The sequence below is a fragment of the Leptospiraceae bacterium genome, assembly GCA_024233835.1.
GTDB lineage: Bacteria > Spirochaetota > Leptospiria > Leptospirales > Leptospiraceae > JACKPC01.
This window is the reverse complement of sequence record JACKPC010000005.1, coordinates 96,406-120,965: the sequence shown is the minus strand read 5'-3', so window position 1 is coordinate 120,965 and position 24,560 is coordinate 96,406. Positions and strand designations below refer to the sequence as shown.

The 24,560-nt window shown below is 38.3% G+C and carries 22 protein-coding genes; 8 read left to right on the top strand and 14 right to left on the bottom strand.

Annotated elements, in window-relative coordinates:
- The first annotated feature begins 291 nt into the window (after positions 1–291).
- Positions 292–1,884 carry an OmcA/MtrC family decaheme c-type cytochrome gene (locus H7A25_20795; protein MCP5502347.1) on the top strand — a complete coding sequence of 531 codons (1,593 nt, stop codon included), beginning with the start codon at positions 292–294 and terminating at the stop codon, positions 1,882–1,884.
- Positions 1,885–2,110: 226 nt separating this feature from the next.
- Here the strand turns inward: H7A25_20795 and H7A25_20790 are convergent, their stop codons facing one another.
- The 4 genes from H7A25_20790 to H7A25_20775 all read right to left on the bottom strand — a co-directional run bounded on the left by H7A25_20790 (position 2,111) and on the right by H7A25_20775 (position 6,672).
- Entirely contained in the window at positions 2,111–3,133 is a 1,023-nt protein-coding gene (locus H7A25_20790) for a virulence RhuM family protein (protein MCP5502346.1), read from the bottom strand.
- 224 nt (positions 3,134–3,357) lie between these two features.
- On the bottom strand, positions 3,358–4,497 hold the full coding sequence (locus tag H7A25_20785; GenBank protein MCP5502345.1) for an aminotransferase class V-fold PLP-dependent enzyme: 1,140 nt from the start codon (positions 4,495–4,497) through the stop codon (positions 3,358–3,360).
- 71 nt (positions 4,498–4,568) lie between these two features.
- A complete protein-coding gene (locus H7A25_20780; protein MCP5502344.1) occupies positions 4,569–5,837 on the bottom strand; it encodes a response regulator in 1,269 nt (422 codons plus the stop codon).
- A 52-nt stretch (positions 5,838–5,889) separates the two neighbouring features.
- Complete coding sequence (locus H7A25_20775; protein ID MCP5502343.1) at positions 5,890–6,672, bottom strand: hypothetical protein; 783 nt, start codon at positions 6,670–6,672, stop codon at positions 5,890–5,892.
- 120 nt (positions 6,673–6,792) lie between these two features.
- On the opposite strand from H7A25_20775, the gene H7A25_20770 reads away from it, so the two are divergent.
- Positions 6,793–7,782 carry a TerC family protein gene (locus H7A25_20770; protein MCP5502342.1) on the top strand — a complete coding sequence of 330 codons (990 nt, stop codon included), beginning with the start codon at positions 6,793–6,795 and terminating at the stop codon, positions 7,780–7,782.
- Complete coding sequence (locus tag H7A25_20765) at positions 7,779–8,096, top strand: hypothetical protein (GenBank protein ID MCP5502341.1); 318 nt, start codon at positions 7,779–7,781, stop codon at positions 8,094–8,096. Before H7A25_20770 ends, H7A25_20765 begins: the two co-directional genes overlap by 4 nt.
- Here the strand turns inward: H7A25_20765 and H7A25_20760 are convergent.
- Both H7A25_20760 and H7A25_20755 read right to left on the bottom strand, forming a co-directional pair.
- Positions 8,093–8,233, bottom strand: a complete 141-nt coding sequence (locus H7A25_20760; protein MCP5502340.1) for a hypothetical protein — start codon at positions 8,231–8,233, stop codon at positions 8,093–8,095. The genes H7A25_20765 and H7A25_20760 overlap by 4 nt on opposite strands.
- Positions 8,234–8,281: 48 nt before the next feature.
- Positions 8,282–8,587 (bottom strand): FHA domain-containing protein, encoded by a 306-nt coding sequence (locus tag H7A25_20755; protein ID MCP5502339.1) that lies wholly within the window; start codon positions 8,585–8,587, stop codon positions 8,282–8,284.
- A gap of 476 nt (positions 8,588–9,063) precedes the next feature.
- Here H7A25_20755 and H7A25_20750 point away from each other — a divergent pair, with 476 nt between their 5' ends.
- A complete protein-coding gene (locus H7A25_20750) occupies positions 9,064–9,990 on the top strand; it encodes a glutamyl-tRNA reductase (protein ID MCP5502338.1) in 927 nt (308 codons plus the stop codon).
- On the top strand, positions 9,978–11,516 hold the full coding sequence (locus tag H7A25_20745; protein ID MCP5502337.1) for a uroporphyrinogen synthase: 1,539 nt from the start codon (positions 9,978–9,980) through the stop codon (positions 11,514–11,516). Before H7A25_20750 ends, H7A25_20745 begins: the two co-directional genes overlap by 13 nt.
- 81 nt (positions 11,517–11,597) lie before the next feature.
- Here the strand turns inward: H7A25_20745 and H7A25_20740 are convergent, their stop codons facing one another.
- Complete coding sequence (locus H7A25_20740) at positions 11,598–12,374, bottom strand: SDR family oxidoreductase (GenBank protein MCP5502336.1); 777 nt, start codon at positions 12,372–12,374, stop codon at positions 11,598–11,600.
- A 148-nt stretch (positions 12,375–12,522) separates the two neighbouring features.
- Between H7A25_20740 and H7A25_20735 the strand changes: the two genes are divergently transcribed.
- Both H7A25_20735 and H7A25_20730 read left to right on the top strand, forming a co-directional pair.
- A complete protein-coding gene (locus tag H7A25_20735; GenBank protein MCP5502335.1) occupies positions 12,523–13,815 on the top strand; it encodes a 1-acyl-sn-glycerol-3-phosphate acyltransferase in 1,293 nt (430 codons plus the stop codon).
- Between the two features lie 139 nt (positions 13,816–13,954).
- A complete protein-coding gene (locus H7A25_20730; protein MCP5502334.1) occupies positions 13,955–14,422 on the top strand; it encodes an Rpn family recombination-promoting nuclease/putative transposase in 468 nt (155 codons plus the stop codon).
- 140 nt (positions 14,423–14,562) lie between these two features.
- On the opposite strand, the gene htpG is transcribed toward H7A25_20730, so the two are convergent.
- From htpG to H7A25_20695, 7 genes are read right to left on the bottom strand one after another with little or no spacing between them, the layout of a single operon-like run.
- Positions 14,563–16,401, bottom strand: coding sequence for a molecular chaperone HtpG (htpG, locus tag H7A25_20725; GenBank protein MCP5502333.1), 1,839 nt, complete (start codon positions 16,399–16,401; stop codon positions 14,563–14,565).
- Between the two features lie 3 nt (positions 16,402–16,404).
- Positions 16,405–18,063, bottom strand: coding sequence for a BatD family protein (locus tag H7A25_20720; protein MCP5502332.1), 1,659 nt, complete (start codon positions 18,061–18,063; stop codon positions 16,405–16,407).
- Positions 18,064–18,075: 12 nt separating this feature from the next.
- Positions 18,076–18,789: a tetratricopeptide repeat protein gene (locus H7A25_20715; protein ID MCP5502331.1), complete on the bottom strand. Its 714-nt coding sequence runs from the start codon at positions 18,787–18,789 to the stop codon at positions 18,076–18,078.
- A gap of 34 nt (positions 18,790–18,823) precedes the next feature.
- The gene (locus H7A25_20710) at positions 18,824–20,191 is read right to left on the bottom strand and encodes an LIC20035 family adhesin (protein MCP5502330.1); all 1,368 of its coding nucleotides are present in this window, start codon (positions 20,189–20,191) and stop codon (positions 18,824–18,826) included.
- 55 nt (positions 20,192–20,246) lie between these two features.
- Positions 20,247–21,089 carry a DUF1295 domain-containing protein gene (locus H7A25_20705; GenBank protein ID MCP5502329.1) on the bottom strand — a complete coding sequence of 281 codons (843 nt, stop codon included), beginning with the start codon at positions 21,087–21,089 and terminating at the stop codon, positions 20,247–20,249.
- 22 nt (positions 21,090–21,111) lie between these two features.
- A complete protein-coding gene (locus H7A25_20700) occupies positions 21,112–22,992 on the bottom strand; it encodes a cellulase family glycosylhydrolase (protein ID MCP5502328.1) in 1,881 nt (626 codons plus the stop codon).
- A complete protein-coding gene (locus H7A25_20695; GenBank protein MCP5502327.1) occupies positions 22,993–23,868 on the bottom strand; it encodes a patatin-like phospholipase family protein in 876 nt (291 codons plus the stop codon). It abuts the gene before it with no gap.
- Positions 23,869–24,080: 212 nt separating this feature from the next.
- Here H7A25_20695 and H7A25_20690 point away from each other — a divergent pair, with 212 nt between their 5' ends.
- The gene (locus H7A25_20690) at positions 24,081–24,386 is read left to right on the top strand and encodes a XisI protein (protein ID MCP5502326.1); all 306 of its coding nucleotides are present in this window, start codon (positions 24,081–24,083) and stop codon (positions 24,384–24,386) included.
- The last annotated feature ends 174 nt before the right edge of the window (positions 24,387–24,560 follow it).

Here is a 24,560-nt window from a genome sequence, read left to right as displayed (position 1 = left end):
CCAGTTTTACTGGTAAAATAGTTTAACTAAATAAAAATAGCTTAGTCAGTTTTAGACTCATCTCATTTGCGGCCTCCATTTTAGCATTTTACGAGTTCATATATATAAAGACTTACAGTACACAGCTCAGTTTGACCTCTGGAGGTCTGGAGGTCTGGGGGCGATTCCCGTTGACTTGAAGTAGCACAGAAATCTACCAATGATTTAAATCACACTATTTTTTTAGAATTTTCTATTGTCAGCTTTCAATACAAAAAAATTCAGTGGTGGTTAGTTACGGAGGTAACTATTATGAAAAAAACAATTTTTGTTTTTATTCTTGTTATTCTTTTCTCCTCATGTAAGGAAGAGAAAAAAGATAATACTATGGCCTACGCTGCTCTGGCACTCTCCCAGACTGGATCAGGCGACTCAGCAGCCGTTGCAGCAGCAAAAGCTCTGCCCGTGTTAGATGTTTCATCCTATGCTCCAGCAGATCTTGCAGCATTGAAACTATCCGGCGTTGTTTCCAGTGTGGATATGAGTAAGGGAACCCCTATTGTAAATTTCTATGTTACAACGGACAAAAATCGCTTGAAGGGTTTTGGCTGGACAACTAAGAACAATGCAGCATATACGAGTACTACTGGAGCAAAGAATACTACCGGGACAACTACAATAGTTGATGGTCTTACCGCTGTCAGTAATATGCAATTTACAATAGCTAAACTTGTAGCAGGAACCAATGGCTCTCCAGATCAATGGATCAATTATATTGCATCTACTGTGCCTTATACAGGAACAACAGCAGATGGAGTTACTACAGTCACAAGAGGTTCCGGTTTAACCTGGCCAACTTATGATAATAATGGAACGCTGGTGGACAATGGTGATGGCTCCTATAAATATACTTTTTCTAGAGATATAACAAAATCGAAAGAAAATATAGCTCAAGAATATATTGGCACAACAGTTGCCACTCTATCCACTGCCACAACACCAGATGCAACCCGTGTAGCAGCTCTTGGAAATTTGAGCTATGAGCCTACTCTACCACACCGTATTGCAATATTAATTGGTTCCGGAAATGCGCGTGGAACCTCTACTAATAATACTGATGGAACAAGACGACCCGTATGCTCAGTTGCCTACAATGATGAAATAAGTGCCTGCTCAGGAACACTAGTCGCAGGTGTGCTTTTTGAAAATAGTAAGACAATTACCTATGACTTCACTCCTTCTACTGGCGTTGAACTTTCAACACTTCAGAGAGATATTGTAAGGGTGGAAACTTGTAATAAATGCCACTCTGACTCTGCTATAATAACTGGAGCTACAACAAGAGGATTAACAGCACATGGTTCCAGACATGATGTAAAACAATGCGTTACCTGCCATACAGACCAGGTAAAAGTTGGATCTGCAACTGCCTTTGCTGAAGCCGTATCGTCAAACTATGTATTTCCTACAAATCCTAATGCGAGTGGTAGAACCTACCTGGCAGATGGTGAGTCAGTTGGAAATTTTCCGATTATGGTTCATAAATTACACATGAGTTCCAAGCTTACCAAATCGGGTGACGGCTATAATATCCACGGATTTAGATTCAATAATCCTACAGGAACAGGAACTGCTGCGACAACTGTAACAACTTTTACCAAACAAAAGGATTGCAGCACCTGTCATACTTCCAATAAGACTGCAGCTAACGAAGATAATTGGAAAACAAAACCCAGTCGTCTGGCCTGCGGTTCCTGCCATGATGGTATGAATTGGGCAACCGGAGCTTTGAAAAAAGTTAAAGATGGTTCTATTGGTTCCCACAATGGTGGTGCACAGGCAGACGATAGTAGTTGTACAAAATGCCACACCTCCAGTGATATTTCCAGTAAACACGGTCTATAATTACCAAATTTTCTTCCAATCCCCCTCGATCCCCCGAAGGGGGTTCCCACCCAAGTTTTTCTATACACTGCTCCCCCTCTGGGGGGCAGTTCCCGTTGCACAGAAATCTATCAGTGATTTTTCCTCCTCCAAAACGAGGACTTCTTACAAAAAACAGGCCTGAATTAAGATAGATAATAGCCGGTCCCGGACTCAGGGAAATTGCAGATTTAGCTTATAAACTCAATCACCTTTCACCAAATCTTTCCTTTAGTCCTTTAAGATCGTTTTCCAATTCCTTCAAACTCTCTTCTCTTTCTTTCTGCTTTAAGTCTTCCAGATACTTCTCATACTCTTCTGTAGATTTTTGCATTGCCATCTCATGGCTAATTTGTCCGGCATGGTGGAGGAGTTCCCTACCATTTAATTGTAAAATGGCATCCAGTCTGGAAATCCAATCTTTCATATACATGGGAGTTCTTTGCTGCGCCATCGTTTCAGCAAAGGCAAGGTATTGTTCGACTAAAAGTCCGAGTAAACGAATCTCTTCTTCGCTTAGATAATTCTTGGCAATACTCACATCCGATTTGCGAATTCTTTTTCCACTCGGTTTATCATAAGATTGCATTCCGAGTAAAGGCAGGCTGGCATCTGCCCTGCGATAGACAAGTTCGGCAGCGGTTTGTTTGCTGATGGCCCAGAGAAGTTTGTTTTGCACGGTCTTAAAAAATAGAATCGTATTTTCATCCTTCGGGTCATAATCGATACTGGTCGTATAAATATCTTTAATCTTCTGGTAGAAGAACCGCTCTGAAAGCCGAATTTCCCTGATGCGCTCCTGAAGTTCATCGAAATAATTCATCGACTTGCCGGACTTAAAACGCTCGTCATTGAGAGCAAAACCCTTGATAATATACTCTTTTAGCCTCTGGGTCGCCCAGATACGAAACTGGGTGCCCTGTCGGGATTTTACCCGATAGCCAACAGAGATGATAACATCGAGGTTGTAATGTTTTACTTCTTTTTCTTGGGTTTTTCTCTCAATCGCACCATGCTGAGTGGTTAGTCGGAAATTCCGACAGACCACTTTTTCTTGTAATTCACCTTCCTGAAATGTATTCTGAATATGCTCAGCAATTGTACTCCTACCTTTCTGGAATAAATCCGCCATTTGAGCCTGTGTCAGCCAGACAGTTTCGTCTTCCAGACGGACTTCCAGTTTGACTTTACCCTCAGGATTTTGATAGATGATGATTTCGTCGGTATTCATGGGAGAATGTTTTTGGAATCTTTAAGCAGGGCAATATTCATTATTTCTTTCTCAGGTTTTTAATACTTTCCGGATTTTGTTTTACATGAACAATATCCAAATTATCCAATTTTTCAAAAAATTCTTCTTTACTCATTGAATTCATTGACATCTCAGAATCATAAATTTTTTGTCTGTAAGCTCTCAAGGTCATCTGATATTCAGGAATAAACTCAGCAAAACCTTTATGAGAGCGTTTCTACAACTTCAATCACCTTATCTAACTGTTCTGTTGAATTATAAATATGAGGAGCAAGGCGAATTCGATTTAAACGCAAGGCTGATATTACATTATTCTTTTTTAATGCACTAAATATCACATCAGGTTCTAGTCCTGGTATATCAAATACAATGATTCCGGTTTTATGTCCGGGAAAATCATCTACATTCACCCTGCAACCAACTTTTTTTAGACCTTCAGCCAGATAATCTGCCAGTTCATAAATCCGTTCCATAACCTTAGAAAAGCCAATCTCATGCAAGATCTTAATAGCTGTAAAAAAATAAATCCAGTCAGTAAAATTTGGTGTAGAAAATTCAAAGCGATCCGCTCCCGGTCGAATCAAATCCTTATAAGGTAGATATTCTTCTCCGTTGACTACAGAACTTTGTCCCAGAAAGACTGTATTCATATCTGCTAATCTTTCTTTTCTAACGTATAAAATACCTATTCCGAGAGGTCCGAGTAACCATTTCCAACCGGAAAAAGCCATGAAGTCAATATGCATAGTTTTCACATCTATAGGAACATGGCCTACTCCCTGTGCACCATCTAAGACAAAGCAAATATTCTTCTCGCGACATATTCGGCCAATCTCTTTTATCGGTAGAGGCATACCGGTACACCAGTGCACAGCAGAAATGGTAATTAATTTAGTATTGGGCTTAATGCGATTTCTGAAATATTCTAAAAATTCTTCCGGAGAATCTTTTAACTCCAAAAAATTTAATAAGACTCCTCTTTCTTTCCAGTGGTTCCAGGGATAGACATTGCTGGGATATTCATTTTCCAGCAGAAGAATTTCATCACCCGTATCAAGCCCCAGACCCAGAGAAATAAAATTCATTCCTTCCGAAGTATTATGAATAATCGCTAACTCGTCTTTATCACAATTCAATAAAGAAGATAGAATGGAGATAATCCCCCGTCTGACCTCCGAAAAAGTTCCCAACTCTGTAAAAACACCTTTTTTGGCGTATCCATGAAGATAAGAAGTTACTTCCTGAAGAATCCTGTTTCCTATAGGTGTTGTTCCGCAATTATTCAACCATATCAATTCTTGATTGACAGAATAGTCATTATAATATTTTTTCCACTCTACCATACTGAAAGTTTTTACAGGGGAGTTTTTTAGTCGAACGATTTTTATTTAAGAAAAGAGGAAAACAAGCCCTTTTATACAAATGGAAAAATAATCTCAGCTACAATTTTCTTTGCAGGAGGAATACTCAGATGGTCTAAAACTTCATTTACATGAATGTTACCACCCAGGCGTGTAATACTCGACTGAAGATAAGAAAGTCCGATACCAAATCCCAGTTCTTCTTTATAGTATCTTTCATCATAAATATGGTTTATTTTAAAGAAAGGTTCGAATATTTCATATTCCAGTTCCGGAGGAATTCCATTAATTCCCCTACTCACTTTTGCAGCCGGGTTTACTACTACAATAGACAAGCCTGTAGGAGAATAAAAACGAGAAATTTGGATTTCTGCCTCCTCGGGAGAATACTTAAAGGCATTGGTTAAAAGCTCTCGCATAGAAAGCTCTAAGAGATCTCCGTTGGCTAAAATAGCCTTATTTAACCTGAGATCATCGAGTATAATCTTGTGATTTTTAATGCTTCGTAAATCTTCGACATCCTCAAGGGCATTCTGAATATGGACCTGCACTCTTTCCGGATGAATCATTTCAATAGGATAATCTTTTTCATAAACCTTTAATATATGATCGAGGTTTTCTTTTATATTTCGGATGGGTAAGGAATTATCAAGAATCGATTTAATGATTTCTTTTTTCACGAGAAATGCATTATTATCCAAATCTTCTTTCATTGTCATTTCCATGAGATCAATAAGAGAAACCAGACTCCCAACCCCCATCCCCTGAAAAATAGAATGCACGATTGTTTCAATAATCGTCTTTCCGAAAGAGCTTTTAGAATTTAAGACTCTCTGTTCTTTCCAGATAAGCCATTCCAGTTGCTCCTTCATTTTTTCTTCGCTGCCAACGGAATAATTCATAGACTTCTTTTTGAACTCATAGAACTCCAGAGCCCTGCGAATTGTGAGAATCAATTCATCTTTCTCTGCTGGTTTTTTCAGGAATGCAAAAATCAATCCTAATTTTTTCTTATATTCCTCATTAACATTTGTCTTGTCTGAATGGATAATGATAATGGATTCAGAACGAATCCTTCGTAAGGCCCTTAAAAACTCGACTCCTCTCTCTTCCGAACGAATCAGTTCCGTAATCACTACTTTCGGACTATAATAAATAAGAGATTCCATTGCATAGGGCATCTGATTGGCGGTCATAACAGTTAAGCCCTCAGACTTGCAGGCCTGGTAAAGAGTGTCCAAAACCAGTGGATTCTGATCAATGATGAGTATATCAATTTTAATACTTTTTTCCGGTGACTGGGTTTGAGTCATATTTACCATGATTGATAACAATATTTAGAAAAAGCCTGTTCCTGCAAAGATAAAAAAATATTCATTCAGTTTCTTCTTCCTGAAAACTGAGTAGTTTGTATTTCCAACGCAGGGAGTAATATTGTTTCTTTATACCGGAAGCTTTTTGTATATAAGGATTATTGAATAATTTCTGATAAGAAAAAGAACTCTTACTAAACCGTAAAGCGGTTTTTATCTTTATATCAGTAGCACCCTGTAAAAAAGGATAGAAATGCCAGAAGTATTCAGAAGGGAATAAAATTGCAAAATGAGAATAAAGAGTGAATCGATAATCCAAGTCTGCAAGGTGATCAAGGCAGAAATTCAAGAATTTATCTCCTCTTGAAAAATTTTTCCCGGCCAAAAAAATAACCGGTCTGCATTTATTAAGTTCTTCGAAGTGTTCCTGAAAAAAAGGAAGAAATGTTTCCGAGCCCGGATCCAGGCGAACAAAAGATAAAACTCCATTTTCCGGCAATTCTGATAGAATCACACTTTTATCATATATTTTAACATTATGAATATGATTTAACTGAAGAGATCTCTTTAAAAGAGAAAGCATCTCGGGCTCATCGATAAAGGTATGGATATTTCCATCTGTATACCTCGAAAATGGAATGCTATAATAACCAGGTTCTGAACCCAGATCCAAAATATGGATATTTCCGTTATACTTTCTTAATTCAAGGATAATTTTTAAAGCCAGATAAGTTGATTCGGTATCGTACCATCCGCAGGTCCTAATCTGGTTTTCAATATCCTGATTATTCTCCAGGGCTATTTTTCCGTATGTTCCTTCTCCAATTTTATAAGAAATATCCAATGAATCAACCTGTTAAGAATTTATTAACTCGGGCATCCTACTTTATTTTTTATAGAATGCAACTATTTTTTTATAAGATAATGCTTTACTTACTTCAAGGAAGGAAAATTCTAATAACCCATGTTAGAAAAAGAAATAAGCCTCTTTGTGGTTTTTAACCTGATTGTAGTGGCACTTCTCGCCATTGATCTAGGTCTTCTGGGCAGGAAAGGAAGTCACAAAATTTCCATTCGAAAAGCAAGCATCTGGTCTCTTATCTGGATAAGTGTTTCCTTTTTATTTGCAGGGTTTATTTTTTATTATATGAAAGACCCTTCTCAGCCAGGCATACATAAAGAAAAAGCCATGGAATTCATAGCGGGCTATCTTTTAGAAAAATCCTTATCTGTGGACAATCTATTTGTCTTCATCATGATCTTTCAAACATTTAAAATCAGCTCAGAAGAACAACCCGATGTCTTAAAATGGGGAATTATAGGGGCAGTCATTCTCAGGGCCATTATGATTTTCATGGGGGCGGCCCTGATAAAAACATTCGGTATGGTACTATATATTTTTGGTTTTTTCCTGATCTATACTGCTATTAAAATGGCTCTTCACAAGGAAGAGGAAGAATTCCATCCGGAAAACAGTAAAACGATTCGATTTGTAAGCAAACTCATCCCGGTCAGTAAAAGTCCTCACGGTGGGAAATTTTTCCTTAGAGAAAACGGAAAACTATACGCCAGCACTTTATTTATCGTATTAGTTCTGGTCGAAGTAAGCGATGTAATGTTTGCTTTCGATTCGATTCCGGCGATTTTCTCCGTAACAAAAGATCCGTTTATTGTTTACACTTCTAATATTTTTGCAATTCTCGGGCTTCGAGCCCTGTATTTCTTAGTAGGAGGTATCATGGATCTGTTTATCTACTTGAAAACAGGTGTCATTGTTATCCTGGCCTTTGTAGGGATAAAAATGCTACTTCCCCTACCCGGTGAGTTTTTTAACATCCCCCGCTACCACATTCCCATCCATGTATCCTTGAGTATTATTTCTTTAGTTTTATGTATTGCAATTTTTGCATCCATTCCTCAGTATATAAGAAATAAAAGGAGTTATTTGTCATGAAGCAATTTTTATCCATTCTCTTTTGTAGTACGATTCTCTTTTTTTCCGGTTCCATAAAAGCAGAAGAAGTCCCAAGCAGTGGAGAAATGCTAATCGATGTGGTTATAGCCAGACCTCTGGGACTTGCCAGCCTGGCAGTGGGTTCCGGGCTTTTTATTATTTCCAGCCCATTTGCCCTGATGTCCGGAGAAGCCAAGCAATCCCTGAAAGAAACCGGGAATCGCCTGGTTTTATACCCCTTTAAATATACATTTATCCGTAAAGTTGGTAAATTCCCCGGTTTTATGGAAGAATACGAAGTTGTAACCGATTAGTCTTTCTTTTCAGCCTTCTTCCCGGAAAAAGAGGAAGGCCGAAATAATTCTTCAATAAACAAAGAACCCTTCTCCGGCTCTATACGTTCTGCATTTTCAAAAAATAAAACCATTTTCTTATTGATATTGATACTCATTCTCATTTAAGTAAGGTGAAAAAATAACCTTAAACTGTAAAGTTATTTTTAAAAAATTTTACATTCTAATTTGAAAGAACTCGAAAGATATAGAGTATCTCCATTTTTAATAGGATACTTTTTTCCCGCCTGAAGCTTTTCTCCATTCAGGAAGGTTCCATTGAAAGAATCGAGATCTTCAACATACCAGAACTGATTATCCCTATAAAACATGGCATGAAGTCTGGACACCGATGAATGTCCTTTAAAAACTTCCTGACCTACTCCATCTCTTCCAACTGCTTCACGATGAATAGGAGTTATTTCTGAACCTTTCTCGGTATAAAGAACAAGTTGTAAGGACTTTGTTGCCAATGATAAAACCCCACTAATAAAAATAAGGAAGATGTATGTTATAAAATAAAATTAAAACTTGGCAATTAAATTTTTATTCAGAAAATTTAATTTGAAGAAAAAATGTATTCTATTAAAAAAGTCGGAAGCATTTTTTTCGCAGGCGAGCCATCACAAAGCTTGCTCACCCGCGATTCCGAAGCCTACAAAATTTATCTTCTTCTTTTTGATTCAGCCCGAATAGGCACTTCTTGCTTTCTTAATTCCATTTTTTGGGAACGCAAAAACAAATAAAAAAAATAACTTAAAAGGCTCAAAGCCGACAAAGAAAGGGAAATATCTAAAATAGAATGGGTATTGAATTGCATATTATCCTCTAAGGAACTTTATTCTTATTAGACTACCCTGTCAAGTATTCACTTAAAAAAGTAAGCTTTTCTTTCAGGAATAGAAGCACGTAAAAAATTGAATAATATCATACCGCCCCTGACACTTCCATGACAATCGCAAAAGGAAGCTATGCTATACTATCTTCCATGTGGTCGAATCTCGTTGTTTTCCATTCAGAAGCTAAAGACAGAGACTCAATTATATTTCCGGGCCTTTTCCACTGGAAGACCTGCATGAGAACGGTTTATATAGGAGATGAAAGAATACTCAGTTCTGAATACTCCACAGTTAGAAGGGGTTCTTACTTCCGTCTAAACGGATACGAAGCTTATGCCGAGCTTCTACGCATTGTAAGCGGTATCAAATCCAAATTATTAGGTGAAACAGAAGTTTTTGCGCAGTTTAAAGAACGTTTTAAAAATGAAAATTTACCGGATTCTGCTCTCGGACACTACATCGCCAGACTTAGAGATCAGTTAATCGAAGATAGTCGTAAAATTCGCTCTGGTTACTTAAGAAACCTCGGAGACCAATCTTACGGCGGAATTGCCTACCGTTATCTGAAAAGTTCCAGATCCATCGCAATGTTTGGTTCAGGTCAATTAGCTGAACAAATGCTGCCCTGGCTTCTCAAAACAGGAGCAAAAGTCAGAGTCATTGCCAGAAATTCGGACAGACTTAAAGAACTTCAATCGAGATATAAAATCACCACAGCCCTCCTTTCTGAATACACACCGGAGGAAGGAGAGGATACTGTTATTGCAGCTCCTTTTTCCCTAGAACGCTGGATACCTTCTTTACCGGAAGGTGCAAGAGCCATAGACTTTCGTGAAGACGATACCGGGGATTTTTTTCCGGACAAAATCAAATATGTATCCTTCGCGGAGATTCTCCATTCTTTAAAAGAGAACGAAAGGAGAAATGCCATTCTCAGACAAAAATTAGAATCCGTTATACAGGAAATCATTTTTGAACGAGAAAACATCTGCCAAAATTTTATACACGGTTGGGAAGACATACCTTGTCTCGTATAGTTCGCATTGGTTCCAGGAAAAGTGCCCTTGCCAGAATTCAATCCTACCTGGTTGCAGCTGCACTAAAAGAGAAATACCCCGATATCCAAATCCAATTTCTTTTCAAGGAGTCTCTTGGAGATAAAGACCTGAGTTCTCCACTCTGGAAAATGAGTGGTAAGGGTGTCTTTACAAGGGATTTCAAGGAAGATATCCTCGAAGATAAAGTCGATCTGGTTGTCCATTCCTGGAAAGATCTGGAATTAGAAGAAGATGGACAGACTGAAATTCTTTCCATTTTACAGAGAGAAGACCAGAGAGATATCCTATTATTTAAAACAGAAGCCTATCAGAACCCGAACTATTCAGAAATACGCCTGATGAGTTCCTCTCCGAGACGGGAGTATAACCTGGGGAAATTCTTCTCCAAAGCCTTACCCAAAAACTTACAGCAAAAATCCATTCTTTTTGAACCTGTCCGGGGAAACATTCAAACACGAATTCGAAAATGGCAGGAGAATCCCGGTATTCAGGGAATTATTCTGGCAAAGGCTGCTCTCGACAGGATGCTGGCAGAAAATTTTCCGGAATGTAAAGAAGAAGAATTCGTGCAGATACGTTCTTATCTTCGTATCATTTTACAGGAATCTCTTTTTATGGTTCTCCCTCTCTCGGAGAATCCTAACGCACCCGCACAGGGAGCCCTGGCAGTTGAAATAAAATCCGAAAGAAATGATTTAAAAACTCTGCTTGAACCCTTACAATCAGGACAGGTTCGAGATGACGTTTTTACTGAAAGAAGGGAACTTAGAAAATATGGAGGAGGCTGCCATCAGAAAATCGGAGTCGCCTGTTTCAGTAGAAATTACGGAAAAATCCTCATTACCAGGGGGGAAACCGATAATGGGGAGGTTTTGAATGGAAAAGCTCTTCTCAATTCCAAAAAACAGCCGGTATCACAAAAACCAGAAGAGGAACTCTGGCCTCTAAAAGGTAAAGCTCTTAAATTTAATCGAAACTTCTTAAGCCCGGTATCTTTACCGGAAGGTCCTCTTTTCATAACCCGAAGCACAGCCTGGCAAGCAGAATGGACAGAGAAAGAAACCGGCAAACGAATCATATGGTCAGCCGGTGTTAAAACCTGGTATGATCTGGCCGCTTTTGGCCTCTGGGTTCATGGTACAGCCGATAGCTTTGGAGAAGAGGAAGAATCCCATCTTGGTTTTCTACTGGGAGAAAAACCTTCCTTTATCAAACTCAGCCACCTTGGAAGTGAAGTAGTTCGTTCCGATTATCCCAAACTGCCGACCTATTCCTTGCAACTTCAAGACAATGTTCCGGTTCTTTCCAGTAAGAAATATTTTTACTGGATGAGCGGAAGTCAATTTGACCTTATGTTACGACACGATTCAAAAATTGCAGAAGGATTTCATGCCTCAGGACCCGGGATCACCGCGAAACATATTCAGAACCGCCTGGGTTCAGACAGTCGAGTGGATATTTTCCTCGATTACCAGGATTGGCTCAATTACCATGGTATAAAATAACTTCTCCTTAAAAGATCGGATTTTTAAGCAAACTCATATTGATTCGCCTTCTTCCCCGACAAACTTTGGAGACTCCAGTTATTACGTTTTAGTTTTATCCACAAGAAAGCTACTTAATTTTCGCAAAATATCACCCGGAATCAGATCTAAAACAGTAGTAGTAGAACGATTTAAAAGACCCGGAATACAAACCGCTTCTTTTTTCCCGGCAGATTTCAAAGATTCTTCCACCACTTGAGAAGCATCCATCCAGAAAAAATCCGGAATAAGGCTTTTGTCAAAATTTGCCGTATCCTGAAAATTTGTTCTTGTAAAACCAGGACAGAGAGTCTGAACATAGATCCCTTTCTCCTTCAACTCTTCGTGTAGAGATTCGCCAAAGCTTTTTACATAGGCTTTTGTAGCGGCATAAGTTGCACTACCGGGAATAGGAAGAAAAGCCGTTATAGAAGAAACATTAATAATCATTCCCTTCTCGTTTCTTTTCAGAAAATTATTACTGGCGGCATGACTCAAACGAATAAGAGTATTTACATTCAGTTGAATCTCTGTAAGTTCTTTGTTAAGATTCAGTTCTGAAAATTTCCCGGTTGTTCCAAAACCGGCATTATTAATCAACATAGCCAATTCTTTATCCTGGGCTATCCTATCCTGAATTGCTTTTACATCTTTCTGTTTTGTAAGATCAGCTACAATAATTTCAGCTTTTCCGATAGAGGAAAGCTCTTCAGCAATTCGATTCAATTTGTCAGAACTTCTGGCAATTAAAACCAGGCTATAGTCTTTGATAAGCTTTCGAGCAAAAGCTTCCCCTATTCCACCGGATGCACCGGTAATATAAGCTACTTTTTTAGACATAAATCCTTCCCTGTATAGAAGATAATACCATCTTTTTTTTGAGCCTTTCCCGGTCAAGAAAGATCTTTACTAACGATTTAAAAAACCCTGATTGACTTTATTTAAAACAGGTGAAAAGATGAGAAAAAAGGTTTTTTCAGGAGTTATTATGAAGTATTTCATGCCACCGGAATTTAAGGCTTACGTGGCCTGGTTTGCCGATCTAACCTTACCCGTTGCTCTCAAAATATACCAGAACATCGAAGATATTATCATTTCAGATGAAGATAAGGCCATGCTCCGCTCCTTAGAAAACAAAAGAGTTCTTTTCTTTACCAACCATCCGAGTCAGGCCGAACCTATGATCGCTTATCATATAGCCAATATGATGTGCAGTCGGTTTAATTATATGGCTACACGCAGGGCTTTTGATTTTATTTTTGGTGCTCTCGGGAAACTCTACCAGAGTCTCGGGGGTTTCTCCATTATACCGGGCATTGCTGATAAAGACTCGATGAAAACCGCAAGAAGCATTCTGGCCTCAGACAAAGGCAAACTGGTGCTATTCCCCGAAGGAGAGCCCATGTGCGGAGAAAATGACAACCTGATGCCTTTTCAGCCGGGCATTGTAAAACTCAGTCTCGGTGCCTTTGAAGACGCCAGAAAACAGGATCCGAATGCAGATATTGTAATACTTCCCGGCTTTATTAAATATGTCATTAAATCTCCGGACAATGTAATTGTGGATGATCTCATGCGTTCCATTCGGGTAATTGAAAGAAAACTCGGTGCAGACGCCGGAGATAGAAACTTACTACGTCGTTTTATGATGGTAGGAAGACTCCTCTTAGAGAAAGCCGAAGAAGAATATGGTATAGAAGTTGACGAAAATGCCGAATACAATTACAGGGTTGGGAAAATTCGCCATGTTATGTTAGATAACGTTGCAGAGAAAATCGGCATACAGGGCTATAATAAAGACGCCGATGCTATCACCAAGTTGCGTTTTCTAACATCAGTCCTGGAATTAGTTGAATTAAAATATCCGAACTCAAAAGTTCCAAAATTAACAGATACCGAACTGGCCTGGGCCAACCGGGAATGTGTAAAAGCTTATGACATGATAGTAATCAAACGCGATTACCTGCTTTCCTGGCCGAGTCCGGAGCGTTTCTATGAATATTTGAACCGCTATGAATCCTTTGTTTTAGGAAGAACACCCCATGCTCTGGGAGGTGAACCCGCTCATTTACCTCGCAAAGCCCATGTGGTATTTGCCAAACCTTTTCTTCTCTCTGAATACTATGAAGCTTACAAGAAAAATAGAACCACCGGACTCGACTCGATACTTCAACGTCTAAACGATGATTTAAGAAGGTTAATGAACAACACAAAAGAACTGACCCGCTGTATTATTCAGCCTTATGATATGGGCGATACAGCCGTCCATGACTTTCATTAGAAGAAGAGCTGGCTACATGACTGCTGGTTTAACCGGTAGTCATGTGATTAAAACACTAGTACCAAATAAGGGAAGAAAACCCACGCGAACGATCGCAATTTCTATCTCGGAACCTGTAAAAACAGTTTAGAGATTACGAATGAATCATAATTCTTTTTTTAAAGTCACATTTCAGAGTAGAGAAAATGTGATTGATTTTCTGAAACATCGCTTACCTTCAGAGCTTTTGAAAGACATATCGCTGGATACTTTAGAAATTGCTAAAGATAGTTTTATCGATCCGAATTATCGAGATATACAATCAGATATGCTATTTAAAGTTTCTATAGCCGGAAAAGAGAGTTATATCTATTTGCTACTTGAGCACAAGAGCTATCCTGATAGAATGACAGCCTTCCAGCTTCTGAAATATATTGTTGGAATATGGACTCTGCATCTGAACCAGTTAGAAAAAGGCGAAGCCGAGAAACAAAGAGCTACGCATAAAGCCAGACTAAAAACCGCTATTTCTATGCGCAAGAAGAGCCTTGATTTATTACTGATTGCGGATATTTCTGAAATTCAACAGAAATATTTAGAGAAGCTTTTTAGAAAAATAGGTATCTAATAAGGATTCTGCAAAAGTCATTTCGCCTGGAAACTTCTGGAATCGTAATCATAGCAATAATTCCGAGAAGAGCTGGCTACCGGGGACACCTGTAGGTGCGCATTACAATAACACCTACAGGCCAATCAACAGGGAAAAGATTAATCGATCATCCCAAGAATCTTGTTTGCACGCTTCACGAAATCACCCATCTGCTTTTCTTCAAGTAACCTTGCAGAAACAAGAGCCAAATCGTAAATGTGCTGAGCCAATAATTTTCCTTTCTCTTCATTAACCCCTTCGATATGCTTCAAAGCCGATTTGACTATAGCCGAACCGGAGTTCAAAACAAGAGTGTGGTTTCTCAAGAAACTGGCAGTGTCATGTCCCATACCAACATTCATCTCACTGATACGACGAAGATGCTCGGGTAAAGTTATCAAAGACGGGACATCTCCGGATTTCAAAGCCTGCACTTTAATTTCAAGGCCATCGCGTCCTATCATCTTAGTAAAAGCTTCTTTAATCCTATCGGATTCAGTTTTATTATCCTTATCGACAATTTCACCCGCTGCATCTTTATCTACAACTTGATCTACTACATCTGAATCCACTCTTTGAAAACGCATATCCGGATTTTTCGTTTCAAGGAACTGGATAAAGTGAGAATCAATCCTTGAATCTACCAGTATGGCTTCAAGCCCCTGGGACTTAAAAAGATCCATATATACCGAATTTGCTTCCGTTTCGAGAGCGTAGTATACTTTCTTATCGTTTTTCTCCTGGTTTTTATCCCAGTATTCTTTTAAAGTAACAAATTTTCCTTCAGTAGATGGAAATAAAACTACATCTTTCACACCTTCATAAAACTTTTCATCGTTAAGAATAGCAAACTTGGCAAAAAGAGAAATTTCATCCCACTTCTTTTCGAAGTCAAGTCTATCTTTCCTAAAATCTTCTGAAAATTTATCAGCCACTTTCTTAATGATATGCGAGGATATTTTCTTTACAAGAGGATCCTGTTGCAGATAAGAACGAGAGACGTTAAGCGGAAGATCGGGAATATCAATAGTTCCTTTCAAAACACTTAAGAAACTCGGAATTAGTTCACTTGCTTCGTCACTCACGAAAACGTGGTTGCAATAAAGCTTAATGCCGTTCTTGTTGATATCCATTTCATGTTTCATTTGAGGGAAATATAAAATTCCCTGAAGTCTGAATGGATAATCTACGTTAAGATGGATCCAGAAATGAGGCTCTCCCGAAAAAGGAAATAGATAATTATAAAACTCTTTATAATCTTCTTCTTTTAAGGAAGAAGGACTTTCCGACCATAAAGCTCTTTTTTTATTGGCTTCTTCTTCTTCAACGGTAATCGGAACAGGAAGGAAATCGCAATAACGCTTTATCAGATCCTTTAATTTCCACTTATCCAGATATTCGCCCGAATCACTATCGAGATGAAGGGTTACTTTAGTTCCCCTATTTTCCTTCTCAATTTTGCTCAGCTTAAACTCAACTCCGGACTCACTCTCCCATCGAACACCTTCACTCCCCTGCCGATAGGACTTTGTCTCAATTACTACTTTAGTGGACACCATAAAGGAAGAATAAAAACCCAGTCCGAAATGACCGATAATTCCGGTTTTACCGCTACCTTCCTCTTCCTTACCGGCAGAGTTGTATTTCTTTACAAAATCTTCCGCTCCACTAAAAGCAATTTCATTGATATACTTTTTTATTTCATCGGCTGTCATACCGATTCCATTATCTTCAATCGAAAGGGTACGGGCATCTTTATCAAATGTGATAGAGATTTTATAGTCGGTGCCGCCCTCAAACTCTTCACTAAGAGCAATTTTTTTCAGCTTGGCTATGGCATCGGTTGAATTGGATACGAGTTCTCGAAGAAATATATCCTTTTCCGAATATAACCATTTCTTAATAATTGGAAAAATGTTTTCCGTTTGTACTGAGACCTTCCCAGTTTCAAAACTCATAGATTAACCCTCCTTAAAAAAATCAGTTGCAAACTTCAATAAATATTCCTTTTGTAAATTATCAGATTTCTGATAAAGTTCTAAAAGTGATTGGTTGTTACAATTTCTCTTCAGTTGCAAAAGTTCATAAACCTTTTGCTTTTGAAAACCTTTTTCCAGAAGTGAGTTTTTAAGTAAAGCACCTTTTTTCATCCCGATAACTCTATCCAATTCCATCAAACTTTCGGGTTCGAGGGGGAGTATTTTCAAGTTAAATAGGGCTAAAATATTGATGCCATGCTTCACAATCCTGACCCGGAAAAAGAAAATAGAAAATCCGAAACCCAGCACCAGGCTAAATCCCAGAAAATAGGGAAACCAGTGAAATGGCTCTTTTTTTGGCCTGTAAATGCCGGATTCCTTAGAATCAAACGAAGATTTGGAAACATAAATAGCAGGAATCTCAGCTGATGCGGTTTCATATTTTTCCGAGGACGGGTTGAAAAAAACTATTTTCACATTCCCGGGTAATAGATTTCCCTCTTTTCTCGGTCGAAGGCTATAGAAAAACTCGGTATTTGAGTAAAAACCATGACTGCCATTCTGTAGTTTTGTAAATTTTCTATCTCTCGTTTCCCTTATATACGTTATATCAAAATCGGCACAGGCTCCATTTTTACACAAAGAAGAAAGTGGATCCCGAATTAAAAGACCGGCTCCCTCACCAAAGACTTTCAGCCTTAGCTCAAGATTTTGCCCCAGGCCTATTGTATTGGCTTCAAGATTTACTTTAAGTTCATATTTCCCTACCTCTCCTGAAAAATCTACAGGTTGCGGATTGGGTAAACCTTTTACCTTAACCTTTATACCTTTTGCTTCCATCACTCTCGCTGTGAAATAGGTATCGGGATTTCCTTCCACATCAAAATGAGTATTCCCCAGAACAAATGTTCCTTCTTTCAAAGGAGTGAGAGCGTATATTTCCTTGTTATACGGGATAAGATCATAAATTCGATTGTTTACAGTTTCAGTTTCAGAAAGACTGATACTGACTCCATCTAAAAGCTCAGATGTAAAAAATGGAAATTCCATATTTTTCATCTGATTTCTTTCAAAATAGGGCTTACTCATATTAGTATACAAAATTTTATAATAGCCAACTACAGTTTCCCCCACATATACTTTTTCCTTATTTAAAGCAAATTGAATTCGAATATCGTCTTCTGCAGGTTCTATATAGTTATAGTTTCGGAAAGGATCTCTTCCATTAAAAATTCTATCAAAAATGGATGTAGGTTTCTGTACTTTATAACGTTTATTCTTTACTGTAAAACTTACATTTCCGGAAGAATAAGTTTTACCATCCACATTTATCTGAATCTCAGGTAAACTCAAAGTTCCGTGCTTTGAAGTCACTACACGAAATTTTACAATTTTCTTTCGTTTCACCTGAAAGTTTATGGAAGAAAAACTTTGTTCTATACCAATATACTCAGCGGTTACGGAATCTTTTGAAAAAATATTTCGGGGAACTACTACATCAGGATTTCCATTTATTTCAAAAATAGCATAAAGAGGCTCTCCCTTTAAAACCGTATCTTTAGAGAGTCTAAATTGCACCTCAGCTAAAAGAGATAAAGGAAATACAAGGATTACTAAATATACCAGAAAAACTTTTTTCACCAAATCAACTCCCTACCAAAAAACTCCCGACTTATTTCTTTTTCTAAGCGAATCTTTTCTCTTATTTATCGAATTTTGTCTCGAAGATTCTAAAATACGTTCCGCTTCTTCTCTTGTAAGCTTGCTTTTATTTTCTTCCTTTTCCCCCTCAGATGGTTTTTTCTCTTTTTCTTCATCTCCTTCACTTTTTTTCGCTTCCTTCTTCTCTTTGCTTTCTTGAGTTTTATTTTGCTCTTTTTTCTGAGACTTGTTCTCTTCTTTTTCTGAATTTTCCTGCTGTTTTTCCTGTTTCTTCTCTTCTTCCTGTTTTTGTAAAAGCTCTATATTTTTTTTGGCAGGCACAAAATTCGGATCTACCTCCAGTGCCTTAAGATAGGAGTTAATCGCGTTAATCTTATCTCCTTTTTCATAATAGGAATTTCCTAAATTATAAAGGGAACGGGTACGAAGGGAGGGGTTTTTAGCCCTAGCAGATTTTTCAAAACTCTTGATAGCCGAGTCATAATCTCCGGCCCTGTATTCAGCTGCCCCACGATTAAAACTCGCCCTCTTTTCCTCAGAAATTTCTTTCTCAACCTTTTTAAACTCCTCAAGAGCTCTTTTATAGCGCTTGTTTTGGTAATGCTTTAAACCCTCTTCCACCTGCTTTCCAACAGGATCCACATCAAAAGCATAAGTGGAAGAAGCTATACATAAACTTATGAATATTTGGCTTAGTTTCATCATTTCTATTTTTTAGACGATTTCCTTATAAAGAGGTTTACTCACATTTAAACATTTTCTTCTGAATTTTACTTGTAACAACCGATCCCATCCGGTATAAAACCTTCTTCCCGCTTTCTTCCCAACAACCATCTTTTTTCCGAATAAGGGGTTGAATCGGCCCTTTCCCGATAACAGATCCGGAATTTGAATATTCTCGGGCAACAACCTTACCCGAATCGTCTTTCTCATCGGTTATCTCCATATACTTCTGTCCATTTTTATAATAAGTAAAAGGATAACCCGGGGTAAACTTGGTTTCAATTTTATCCTCTTTTTCGTTCATCTTAATAAGAGAAGTCATAAAAACTCCCTTTCCCCAGAGAGAACCATCTTCATTATAAACAGTTCCTTCTTTCATCATAAATTCATTGGCCATAGTTCCAAAAGCACAGAGTTTTCCACCTTTAAAATAAAATCTCCATTCTCCATTGGGTCTATTACCTTCCAGTGCCCCTTCAAAGAAAATGTCCCCATTCATATAAAACTTTTTCCATACTCCGATTCGTTTGGAAATAATTGTATTGGTGGTTGGATTTACCTTGACCTTACCGGAATCATCAGTGGCTGGTTGTGTATCATACACACCCGATGATTGTAACTGACCGCTCTCATAATAAAAATTCCATTTCCCGACTTTCCAGTATCCACCTGCATCACTGGTATAATCCCCCTGTGCCTGAACGGTTTTTCCATCTTTAAAGTATGAGATATAGGCTCCATGTTTTTTCCCGGCCCTGTAGTGCGCAATATTATTTATAACCAGATCTGCATCTTCGGCATAATACTCTATCCATTTACCTTCTTCTAAATCATTCGAATAGCGTCCTTTTAATTTCCAGAGACCTTTCCGAGTTTTTTGCCAGTACGGGCCTTCCATAAGTCCGTCGACATAGGTGGTTTCTTCAATTTGTAAACCATCTTCTTTATATTTTTTCTCAATCCCATCTTTCTTGCCATTTTTATAGGGAGTCTCCCTTAGAACAGGAGCTGTCTGTCCATCGGCGACCTCGTAAAATGATTTCCAGAGACCTTCTCTTTTACCATCCACATACTCACCACGTTTATCGAGAACACTATATTTGATTCCACCTGTTTTTTCTTTCTCAATGTATTCTTCCCAGGTGCCTTGCTTGGAAAATTTGGCTGCCTCTTCCGGTTTATACTTATCGAGTTCGGAAGCTTTACAGGAAGTTCCACAGGGAAGTTTCACAGGCCCCTTACCTTTCAAATTCCAGGTATCCTTATACTGGTCAATACGAATGTTGGGAGGTTCTAAATAGTGTTCAACTTTCGTATCTTTTTTAATAAGACCCGAACAAGAAGTGAGAATCAATATACTACTTAAAGAAATGAAATGTTTCATCGAAGTTCCTCTATGTTTATTTTATAAAAAATTTTTCACTACTAAATATTTAGCCTTACCGGCTTGCTCTCGATTCTTTTTTAAACCAGGGAAAAAAAGCAGAGGTGGTTCTCTGGTATTCTCTGTATTCCTCTCCTCTTTTGGCTATAGCCTGTTTTTCACTCAATGGAATTCCGGTAAAACGGGTAAGTAAAATATACATCAAAAAAGGATATAGCAACATAAAAGGCCCGTATGGTTTTGCAGAAAACGCAAAAAGACCGTAGGAAACCCAGATAAGCCATTCAAAAAAATAATTGGGATGCCTCGAATAATACCACAGTCCCTGCTGACAGGTTCTATGGTAATTTTCTTTTTTTGATTTAAAAATCATCATCTGCAAATCTGCAACGGTCTCTCCTACTAAACCCAAAAACCAGATAAAAAGAGATATAAACTCCAGAATACCCAGATTCCTTTCTGCATTCATACAAATCACTAAAAAAGGAATCGAAATTACTATGCTTAATAGTCCCTGGAACTGAAAAATATTCCAAAAAAATTTTCTATCTACAGTGGAGGGGTTCTCTTTTTTATATTTTTCCCGAAACTCCCTATATCGTGGGTCTTCTTCATGTGTAAAAACCCGTAAACATAAGTACCAGGCCAAACGAAAAGACCAGATACTCACCATAATTAAAATCAGACTCTTTCTATACCTATACCCTTCCGCAAAAAAATAATAAATAAGGTTAGCCAAAAAAAGAGATAGAGTCCAGGCAATATCCACAACTGTATAATTTCTTAGGAGTCTACCTATAAACCAGAAACCGGCCATAAGACAAAAAACTAAACTGTAAGAAATAAAAAGAAGAGAAATAGGATGATTTAATTCTAAAAAATATTCTATATTACCCATATTCTAATATATCCTTATTAGTTCAGCGAGCTTCCACTCGAATGCTATAGAGAGACAAACCAAGTTGACCTTTGAAATATAAAAGATGAGCTATCGGATCAAAACTGTAGCTTCCCCCTGATACATAAACTTTTATTCCATTAGGATAATGCACTTCCGGAACATATAGAATGCAGGCTCCCGCCGGAAATGTTCCCAGAGAAAAAACATAGCGAAAAACACGGGTTTTCAGGCAAAAGGAAAAATGCTCAGGCTCTCCGCTCGTAAAAACCGGGTAGGGTCGACTAATTGCTTTTAAAGCCCTCCCCCCGTCACCGGGTGCATCTTTTGAATAGATCGAGAAATCTTCCGAGTTCCATCTATCTCCCAGTTCGAATGTATTATCCGGGCTATAATTCCATAGAACTATATTTTGAAAACCTGATTCTACAAACTCTAAAAATGAATTCAGACTGTCTTCCTGTTTTTGATAATTATTAGAATGCAATGCTTGCAAACCGTTCAAGTTCATAGGAACACCAAATTCGCCTATAATACCCGGATTCGCCGGCATATCTTCAAGAGAAGCTTTCCGAAATGCCTGTAAACTCATTCTTAACATTTTTCGAATATTCTTTTTTCCAATTATAATATTTTTATTATACAAGTCGAGGGAAAGCCAGTTCGGTTTTTTCGGAATTGCAATTTGTAACACATCATACCAGTGATTTGCATTTATCAGAGAAGATGTCGGCTCCTGTTCTTTCCAGGAAAGGCCCGGACTTCCCGGTTCCGATTCTACAAATATTTTAAACTGGGACTCCACAGAATGAATTTCAGAACGGAAATCCCGGATAAAAGGTTTTAAGAAGTCTGACTCAAAATGAAAAGCCCTGCCTCTTTGATCCCGACTAAAATAATCAGGGCGAAGAAGCATCGGCGCACCATTCGGATCATAATTCCAAACCCCGTGCATTCTCCAGGTACAAAACTTTTTCGGTTTCCAGATAGAAACTTTCTCTTTATTAACCTTTTTCTTATATAAGGAAATGCCTTTTAAACCATAGGAAAACCAGATCTCTACGTCACAGGTATTCCCTTCTGAGATAAACATTTCCTGGAACGGACTCGCCGCCCGGCACTTTCCAAAATAAATCCCTTCAAATGTTTTCAGTTCCCTACGGCCAATATAACCTCTTGAGGGTTCGTTCATACTTCCAAAGCCCAACACTGCCTGCATGGGTTTTAGAAGCATGGCTAATTTTTTATAAGCAGAAAAATAATGTTTCTGTAGATAGGTCTGTATGTTTTCCCCTTCAATTAAAAGATAAGGTGCCAGTATTTTCCCGGCAAAAAATAAGGTAAACAGGGTGGCTACCGGATAAGACTGGTAATTTAGAAACCAGGTACTACCCGTATAGGTTTCGGTTTCAAGATGATGGATTCGAGTCATTCTTGATTCGGCAAGTTTTTCAATATCAATACCCACAGTTTCTAAGGTCCAACCGGGAGCTCCATCTCCACCGGTAAACCTCGACCATACATCCTGATGTGGATCTATAAAAACGTAAAAACCATAAGAGCCCGCAAGCTGGCAGATACTCAGAATATATTCATAATACTCCTCATCGTATACTCCCGGCCCTCCGTGTTCAAGGGCCTCCCAGGGAACTAAAAGCCTGAAGAGATTAAACCCCCAGGACTTTAACCTTTTAAAATGCTCCTCTGCCTCCGATAAAGGAAAAGGTCTTCCTACAAAAGAAACTTCCCTGTGATTTTGAAAAGATACCGTCTGATCGAAATGGGTGGTTCCATCCGGTTTAAGCGGAACTTTAGAACTTCCGGCGAGATTAATGCCTCGAAACAGGATTACATTACCATTAGAATCCCTAAAGTACTGACCATCACAGGATAAACGTTCCATCTAAGCCTTTAATTGGTTTTGGGCATCCAGATAGCCCTGTTCAATCAAGCTTTCTGCCTGTTGTGCTGTAAAGTTCAAAACACTTTTCAAACTGAAATATGTTTTCGGACCAAGAGTTCGGATTCGAATTTTCGGGTTAGCTGCACGTAAAAGAGATGAAAGAAAACCGAGTTCAGTTTCCTGTTTTTGATTCTCTTCAACTTTCATCCATAAATTTTGATAAGAGCCCAGTAAGGATAGTTCTACTGCACGACTGAGAGCTTCTCTACGATTTTTGGGAAGTTCCTGTCGGTTAGCTTCCCCTCCTACCGGTGAAAGTAAAACCGAGATAATATCATCCGCTCCAGACTGAATTGCAGGTAGAATGGGAGTATTGGCCATAAGCCCTCCATCCCAATAGGCCTCCCCCCCCAGGATTTGCCAGGGAAAAAGCAGGGGAATAGCAGAAGAAGCCATCAGGTGATCGATGCTAATTTCCTTATTTTTAAAAAAGACCAGTTTGGATTGTTCTATATTCACCGCTGCAATATAAACATCCATTGGAGAGGTGTGTAAGGCATTAAAGTCAAGATGAGACTGCACTAATTCACGTAAAGGCCCGGGGTCGGCCATAGGATGAAATTTTCTCCGAAAAAGGCTTCGAAAAGTTCTACGAAAACCGGTTTTCATTACCTTTTTCCGATCCAGAGTTCTCCAGAGTTCGGATAATTTTTCCGAGTCCATGCCGGAAGCAATTCCACAGGCATTTATGGCGCCCACAGAAGTGCCGCAGACGATGTCCGGAACAAAACCCATCTCTTCGAGATAACGAAAAACTCCCGCCTGGTATGCACCTCTGGCTCCTCCACCGGAAAGTATAAGAGCTTTTTTTCCCATAGAAAAACAGGAAATATTCTAAGCTCTTTCTTGGTAGTAAAAAACTTTCAAAATGAATGACCTGAAAATGAAAAAACATTTAGTTGATAAGCGTAATTTATCTATTCTCCTGTTACTTTTTCAAAATGGGAATTGACAACAGTCATAATAAAAAAGAAAATATCGAAAGAGAGCAAGAGAACAGGATAATAAAGAACAGGAAATAGTAAGTAATGAGTAAATTAGATATTTATAAATTAGCAATTGCAGAAATTCTAAACTCCTATGATGGTAAAATACCGGAAGGAGACGGACGAATTGAATTTCAAAAAGTAATCGATGAGAAGAACGGTCATTATGTTTTATTTTCTGTGGGCTGGACAGAAGATAGCAGAATCCACGATTGCATCTTTCATATTAATTTAAAAGCTAATAAAATATGGATCCAGGAAGATAATACTGAACTTTCTCTCGGACACCTATTGAATGATAAAGGCATCCCCGAAGAAGACATTGTTCTGGCTTATCTTGAAGGATAAACTACAAATCAGAGCTTCGTTAACTTTTAATGTTTCCATCCTTTTTAAGTCGGACATAATTTGAGTCATCTTATTCTCTTCAGGTTTGTAATTAAAACGTAATAATACTTCTCCTTTTACAACTTGCTTTCTGTAATTCAGTGCAAAAAAGGGTAATTAGTTTTGCTGTGAGGA